Annotated in this window: 8 protein-coding genes; 7 read left to right on the top strand and 1 reads right to left on the bottom strand. The window is 36.2% G+C overall.

Annotated features, from left to right (window positions below; genetic code table 11):
- Positions 1-481 precede the first annotated feature (481 nt).
- The 7 genes from HZR21_RS11075 to HZR21_RS11050 all read left to right on the top strand — a co-directional run bounded on the left by HZR21_RS11075 (position 482) and on the right by HZR21_RS11050 (position 6,164).
- The gene (locus HZR21_RS11075) at positions 482-1,000 is read left to right on the top strand and encodes a tRNA (cytidine(34)-2'-O)-methyltransferase (RefSeq protein WP_180747667.1); all 519 of its coding nucleotides are present in this window, start codon (positions 482-484) and stop codon (positions 998-1,000) included.
- Positions 997-1,614, top strand: a complete 618-nt coding sequence (locus tag HZR21_RS11070; RefSeq protein ID WP_180747666.1) for a histidine phosphatase family protein — start codon at positions 997-999, stop codon at positions 1,612-1,614. The genes HZR21_RS11075 and HZR21_RS11070 overlap by 4 nt, the downstream gene beginning before the upstream one ends.
- On the top strand, positions 1,604-4,015 hold the full coding sequence (recD2, locus tag HZR21_RS11065; protein WP_180747665.1) for an SF1B family DNA helicase RecD2: 2,412 nt from the start codon (positions 1,604-1,606) through the stop codon (positions 4,013-4,015). The genes HZR21_RS11070 and recD2 overlap by 11 nt, the downstream gene beginning before the upstream one ends.
- A 63-nt stretch (positions 4,016-4,078) precedes the next feature.
- Positions 4,079-4,489 (top strand): hypothetical protein, encoded by a 411-nt coding sequence (locus HZR21_RS11060; protein ID WP_180747664.1) that lies wholly within the window; start codon positions 4,079-4,081, stop codon positions 4,487-4,489.
- A 46-nt stretch (positions 4,490-4,535) separates the two neighbouring features.
- Positions 4,536-4,805, top strand: coding sequence for a hypothetical protein (locus HZR21_RS12105; RefSeq protein WP_310592578.1), 270 nt, complete (start codon positions 4,536-4,538; stop codon positions 4,803-4,805).
- Positions 4,708-4,953 (top strand): NAD(P)H-dependent oxidoreductase, encoded by a 246-nt coding sequence (locus HZR21_RS11055; protein WP_310592577.1) that lies wholly within the window; start codon positions 4,708-4,710, stop codon positions 4,951-4,953. Before HZR21_RS12105 ends, HZR21_RS11055 begins: the two co-directional genes overlap by 98 nt.
- Positions 4,954-5,372: 419 nt before the next feature.
- Positions 5,373-6,164, top strand: coding sequence for a hypothetical protein (locus tag HZR21_RS11050; protein ID WP_180747663.1), 792 nt, complete (start codon positions 5,373-5,375; stop codon positions 6,162-6,164).
- A gap of 117 nt (positions 6,165-6,281) precedes the next feature.
- On the opposite strand, the gene HZR21_RS12100 is transcribed toward HZR21_RS11050, so the two are convergent.
- Positions 6,282-6,353 (bottom strand): IS3 family transposase (locus tag HZR21_RS12100; protein ID WP_330872713.1); only part of this gene is annotated, 72 nt, incomplete at its 5' end.

Here is a 6,353-nt window from a genome sequence, read left to right as displayed (position 1 = left end):
ATAAGAATAAACAGTCAAGTGGCGTCTGTAACATAAAGAAAAACACAGTAGACTATGCTTAGTTTTCTGTGTTTTTTTCTAATTTCATTTAGAGGTGAATTAATTGGTAGTTATTAGAGGTGCCCTATACGCTGATTTAGAGAAAAGCGGCTACGGTGATTATCAACCTAAAAACTAATTATCAGACAAATATCGATTTTAACAGGTGTTGACGAATATTTTATGCTTTTATTAAGCAAAAAAGGTTGACAAAAACTTAATAAATTGATAATATTGTTCTTATAGAAATTTGTTTCAATCAAACCTGTTATGATTAAAGCAAATCTCAACTACCAACTAGGGTGCTTGCTGAGACTGACTCCGAGCACTCTAGTTTTTTTGTACCCTAAATTTTTGAGGGGCTTATGTCACTCTAATTAACATAATAAGTCAACTGCCTGAGATGAAAAAAGTGGTAAAATCTGCTATAATGATATCTATTATGACAAATCACATCGTACTTTTTGAACCACGTATCCATTTTAATACAGGCAATATTGCCAGAACATGTGCTGCGACGAATACACACCTACATCTGATTCGTCCTTTTGGTTTTGAGATTACAGACAAAAACCTCAAGCGTGCCGGCCTTGATTACTGGGATAAAGTTAATATCACTTATCACGATGATCTAGCTGCTTTTATGGCTTATGTCAATGGTGATGAAAATGCAAAATTGCACCTCATTACTAAATTCGCAGAACATGATTACTCAGAAAATGGTCTTTACACTGAACAGTCAAATCATTATTTCCTTCTAGGGAGAGAAGATACCGGCCTACCTGAACCTTTCATGCGCGAGCATCCAGAAAAAGCTTTGAGAATCCCAATGAATGATGAACACGTCAGAAGTCTTAATCTATCAAATGCTGCAGCTATAGTAATTTACGAATGTTTGAGACAGCAGCATTACCAAGGTTTAGAACGCGTTCACACTTATGAGAAAGACAAATTAAAATGAAAATTTATTTTGTGCGACATGGTAAAACACAATGGAATCAAGAGCGCAGACTTCAAGGCATGACAGGGGATTCCCCCTTACTACCAGAGGCCTTAGTTGAAATTGCAGCACTTGGTGATTACTTGTCAGACATCAAGTTTGATGCTATCTTTTCAAGTCCTGCAAAACGTGCTATTGATACAGCAACGATTTTATCAGAACATAATCATCAGTCACAAGACATTGTTAAAAAAACCGAGTTATTCGAATGGAATCTCGGTATTTTTGAAGGTATGTTAATTGATGAAGCGCATAAAAAAGACCCAGAAAATATGGCAGCGTTTCGGCATCATCCAGAACAGTTTTGGGGCAACCCAATCGGTGCCGAGAACTTAGGAGATGTTTATCGTCGCTTTATTCGTTTTATGGATTGGTTAAGCAAGCAAAACTATGATAATGTCCTGGTTGTTAGCCATGGTGCTTTTTTGTCGAGCACGATTAAAATGCTGACAGGCACGCCGATTGGCGAATTAAGACCTGGCGGCGTTGGCTTGGATAACAATACCCTATCTATCGTCAATTATGACGGAGATAAATATACCTTAAACAAGTGGAATGAAAAACATGGCAGATAAACTCTATTTCACGGGTACAATTGAAGCCATTTTTTTCAGTAATCCGTCAAATTTTTATAAGGTCATTTTACTAGAAGTGACAGATACCAATGCTGATTTTTCCGATAGTGAAATTGTCGTCAATGGCATCATCGGTGATGTCGTCGAAGGGGATAGCTATAAGTTCTATGGTGAATTGACCAATCACCCTAAATATGGTGAACAGTTAAAAGTAACGACTTACGAAAAAAATGTCCAAACCTCTGGTGCTGGCCTCGTGAAATATTTATCGAGTGACCACTTTCCAGGCATCGGTCAAAAAACAGCGGAAAAAATTGTTGCTATATTTCCAGAGAACACAATTGATGGCATTTTAGATGAACCAGAACGCCTATCAGGCGTTTTAACAGATGTGAAATTGAAAGCTTTCGTTAAACGCTTGTCTGAGAATCATGGCATGGAAAAAATCCTCTCTAAACTTGCTAAGTATGAATTACCAAGTAAGATTAATTTCCAGATTTATGAGCTTTACAAAGAAGATACGCTAGAGGTGATCAAGGATAACCCCTATCAACTTGTTTTTGAAATCAAAGGCATTGGCTTTAAAAAAGCAGATAAGATTGCTGAAGACGAAGGGATTTCTGCGACAAGTGATGCACGTATTCAGGCTGGCTTGATTCATACGGTGCTGACTAATTCGCTTGAACTTGGTGATACCTATATCGAAGCACGAGACCTCTTGGAAAAGACGATTGATTTATTAGAATCAGCCCGAAATGTTGAAATATTGCCGAATCAAGTGGTTGAAAATATTAATTTTCTGCTATCTGAGGGTAAACTTCAAGCTAACGATACTAAAATCTTTGAGAATTCCTTGTATTTTGCGGAAGATGGCATTCATCAAAGGCTGAGTAAATTAGCCAATCGTATCGGTGAGACAGTTGACGTTGATAAGTTTGATACCATTATCCAAGAAGTAGAAGCAGCGCTTGAAATTCGTTATGATAGTCTGCAAAAGGATGCCATTTATAAGGCGCTGACGCATCAATTTTTCATTTTGACTGGTGGTCCGGGTACTGGTAAAACAACGGTTATTAAGGGCATTATCCGCGCATACGCAGCTTTGCACAAAGTAGACTTGAATCCAGACAATTATACGGATGATGTCTTTCCAATCGTTCAGGTTGCCCCAACCGGTCGGGCAGCACGTCGGATGAATGAGCTGACCGGCCTACCTGCAGCGACCATTCATCGCCAGTTGGGCCTGAACTCGGATGATTTAGAAGATGATTTTGGCAATGATTTGTCAGGAAGTCTGTTAATCGTTGATGAATTTTCAATGGTTGACACTTGGCTCGCCAATAAATTATTTGCGGCCATTCCGCCTTCTATGACGGTCATTCTTGTCGGTGATGCTGATCAGTTACCGTCTGTTGGACCAGGCCAGGTTTTTGCAGATTTGTTGAAGATTCCTGATTTTGCCTCGGTGAAACTGGACAAAATTTTTAGACAGGGTGAAGGCTCGACCATTACCAATTTGGCACACGGCATCAAAGATGGTCAGCTCCCCCCTGATTTCACGGCTAAGAAGCCTGATCGTTCTTATATCGAGAGTAACGCGGCTAATATTCCAAACTACATTGGCCAAATTGCCAGCGCCTGGCTGAAACGTGGGAATGATCCTTTTGATTTACAGGTGCTGATTCCTATGTATAAAGGTGTTGCGGGGATTAATCACGTCAATAAGGTCTTGCAAGAGCTGTTTAATCCGCTTGAGGAACGCCTGGAATTTGCTTTTCAGGAGACCGTTTTTCGGCAAGGAGATAAGGTCCTGCATCTGGTCAATGAAGCAGCGCTGGACGTTTTTAACGGCGATATTGGTGAGATTACCGATCTTGTGCCTGCCAAGTACACAGAGTCCAAGCAGGACGAGATCGTCATGAGTTTTGATGGCAATGAGGTCATCTATCCGCGGGGCGAGTGGTACAAGATTACGCTGGCCTATGCTATGTCCATCCACAAATCGCAAGGGAGTGAATTTCCGAGCGTCATCGTGCCTATGGTGTCAAGTTATAGCCGGATGTTGGAGCGCAATCTCCTTTATACCGCCATTACGCGTGCCAAGCAGTCCTTGATTTTGCTTGGTGAAAGTAACAGTTTCCAGACTGCCGTCGCTCGACAAGGTGCCAATCGCAAAACTTATCTGGTAGAACGTTTTGGTGTAGAAGTGCCTGAGGCTGAGGCACATGGTACTCAGGATAATGAATCCGTTGAAACTTTAGAAGTCGTAGAAGAGCTAGTCTCAGAAAATGTGACAACGCCTGAAACCTATATTTTGACAGAAGAAAATATCACGACCATTGATCCTATGATTGGGTTAACGGAAGAAGATGTTGCTGTGTTTGGTAGCAAGTTTTCGTAAAATATTTTATGAAGATAATAAATTTAGCCCGAGGTTCTCAAGATAGAATCTGGGGCTTTTCTGATGAAAAGTTTTATAGACCTTGACATCATAATCACAAAAAATGATTTATCTGTTCAAGATAAAATAGTAGAGATGGGAGTCAATTTTGTTTATTTTTCAAAGGAATATTTACACTATTATGCTTTTTTATTTCAAAGTCCTTATGTAATACCGATTAAAATTGAAAATAATGAAATCGGCCTAACCCATTCGCAGAGTGGCTTTGAATTATTTAAGAAGGAAGTTGGGGAGTATTTGGAGCATTATCAAATAGAAGGGGCAATCAGCCAACACGTGCTTCATTTATGGGCATATATTAGTGGCTTGGCTATTATTGTGAGTGAGGAACACACACAATTTACTTCAAGAGCAATGATTCAAGAACAAGTAGAAGATATGTTGCAGATTTATACAAAAGGCAATGCAAAATAAATTATTTAATAAGATTGAACAATCAACTGAACTGGAGAGATTAACGATGAACGAGACAACAATTATATATGCCCATCCCTATGAAGAAAGCTTTAATCATGCTATTTTGACAAAAGTAGAAGAAATATTGCAAAATAAAAATGAACCTTTTACAAGGCAAGGCATTAGATCCTCAAGTCAAGCATTATCAAGAACAATTAAAAAAGATAAAGCATTTAGTGTTAGTTTTTCCTATTTGGTGGCACGATACGCCAGCTATTCTAAAAGGCTTTTTGGACAAGGTAATGTTGCATCAGTTTTCGTATCAGGATACTAAGACAGGAATTAAAGGGCTATTAATAAATATCGAAGATGTCACAATCATTACAACCTCTAAGTCACCGACTTGGTACTTGAAATATTTTGGTGGCAATGCGATAGAAAAAGTATTAATCAAATCTACGCTTAAAAGGAGTAGGCATTAGGAGTGCTAAATGATTAAATATGGATAAAATAAAGACTTTATCAGAGCAAGATAGGTTTAAATTTTTGAATCATTTGGCTATGCTAATAGATAAAACTGTCGCTTAATAAGAGTTGGTTCGTTTGGCTCTATGATTAGGTTGAGGTAGATAAGTTTCTAGGAAAAGCCATAAATTTTGGTTGAATTTGTGGTTTTTTTGCGCTATTTTGGTATTCAAATTTGGAGGAAGTGATAGAAAAAGTAAGAATATTCAAAAGGTATTAAAAATATATCTTTTAACTACAAAAATATGAGAAATATAATAACAAATGTGGTATACTAATTTTGTTACTTAATAAAACAATTTTGCTATCGATATTCGAAGATTGATGGTTAAAATTATAATTTAATAAATAATTTTATAGGAGTGAATGGATATTAATGAATGATGTGGAATATTATGTTTATAATATAAATGAAAAAGTTGAACCGATTGAAGATTTGACAGATGAAAAAATACAAAACATTGAAAATATTTTCAGAAAAAATACTGAATCTGCTAGTAAAGATGAGGTGACTTATTCAATACCAGAGGATAAGTTAGACAGCCATTTGTTAATTAAGTATTCTCAAATGAATGAAAATTACAAAGAAAACGCCAGAGCTTTTGCCTTTGATTTATTAGCAGCAGAGCAAGTAAAAGATGGAAGTAAACGAAATAAACAGATTACACAAGGATTTTTATTTTTTAAATATACCCAGTCAAGCTTATTGATTGTAAAATTGGAAGATGAGGCAGGAATTGATAAGGAAACATTTGCTGAAATTGATAAATTAGGAATAAGGCGTGAGTTTTGTAAAGTTTGTATTTATCAATGTGGTCAAAATACTTCGATAAAGGTTATTGATAAAAATATTAAGATAGCCGAATATTGGTCAACTAAATTTTTGAAATTAGAGAGAACAAGAGATAAATTTGTCAATACAGAAGATATTCTTAATATTTTTGAAAATCCTAGAGATGAGTTTTTTTCACAAGAAATATATGCTCGAGAAGATTCGAACGAAATAAAAAAGAGAGCACGTGAGTATTTTTTAGTTAGTCAAAAATTTGATAAAGAAAGTCTATTTCAAAGTTTGCAAATAGATGATGAAAATTTATCTTCTGATAATTTTCTACAAGAATCTTTGTTTAAAAATATGGATTCTAGTTTCTTTATTGATAAAAATTGACGTTAAGTCAAGTTTTTAGAGTAACAAACGTAGAATTTTAATCTATTTATTTTAAGCACTTACTGACGTTAAGTCAATTTTTTAGAGTAACAAACGTAGAATTTTAATCTATTTATTTTAAGCACTTACCTTTTCAAATTGATTAGGTGTAAGATACCCTAAACTTTGATGGATTCGTTTTGAATTATA

Source organism: Pseudolactococcus laudensis, assembly GCF_013449735.1.
Taxonomy (GTDB): domain Bacteria; phylum Bacillota; class Bacilli; order Lactobacillales; family Streptococcaceae; genus Pseudolactococcus; species Pseudolactococcus laudensis.
Note: the sequence above shows the minus strand (reverse complement) of the source record. Positions and strands in the feature narration are given on the sequence as shown.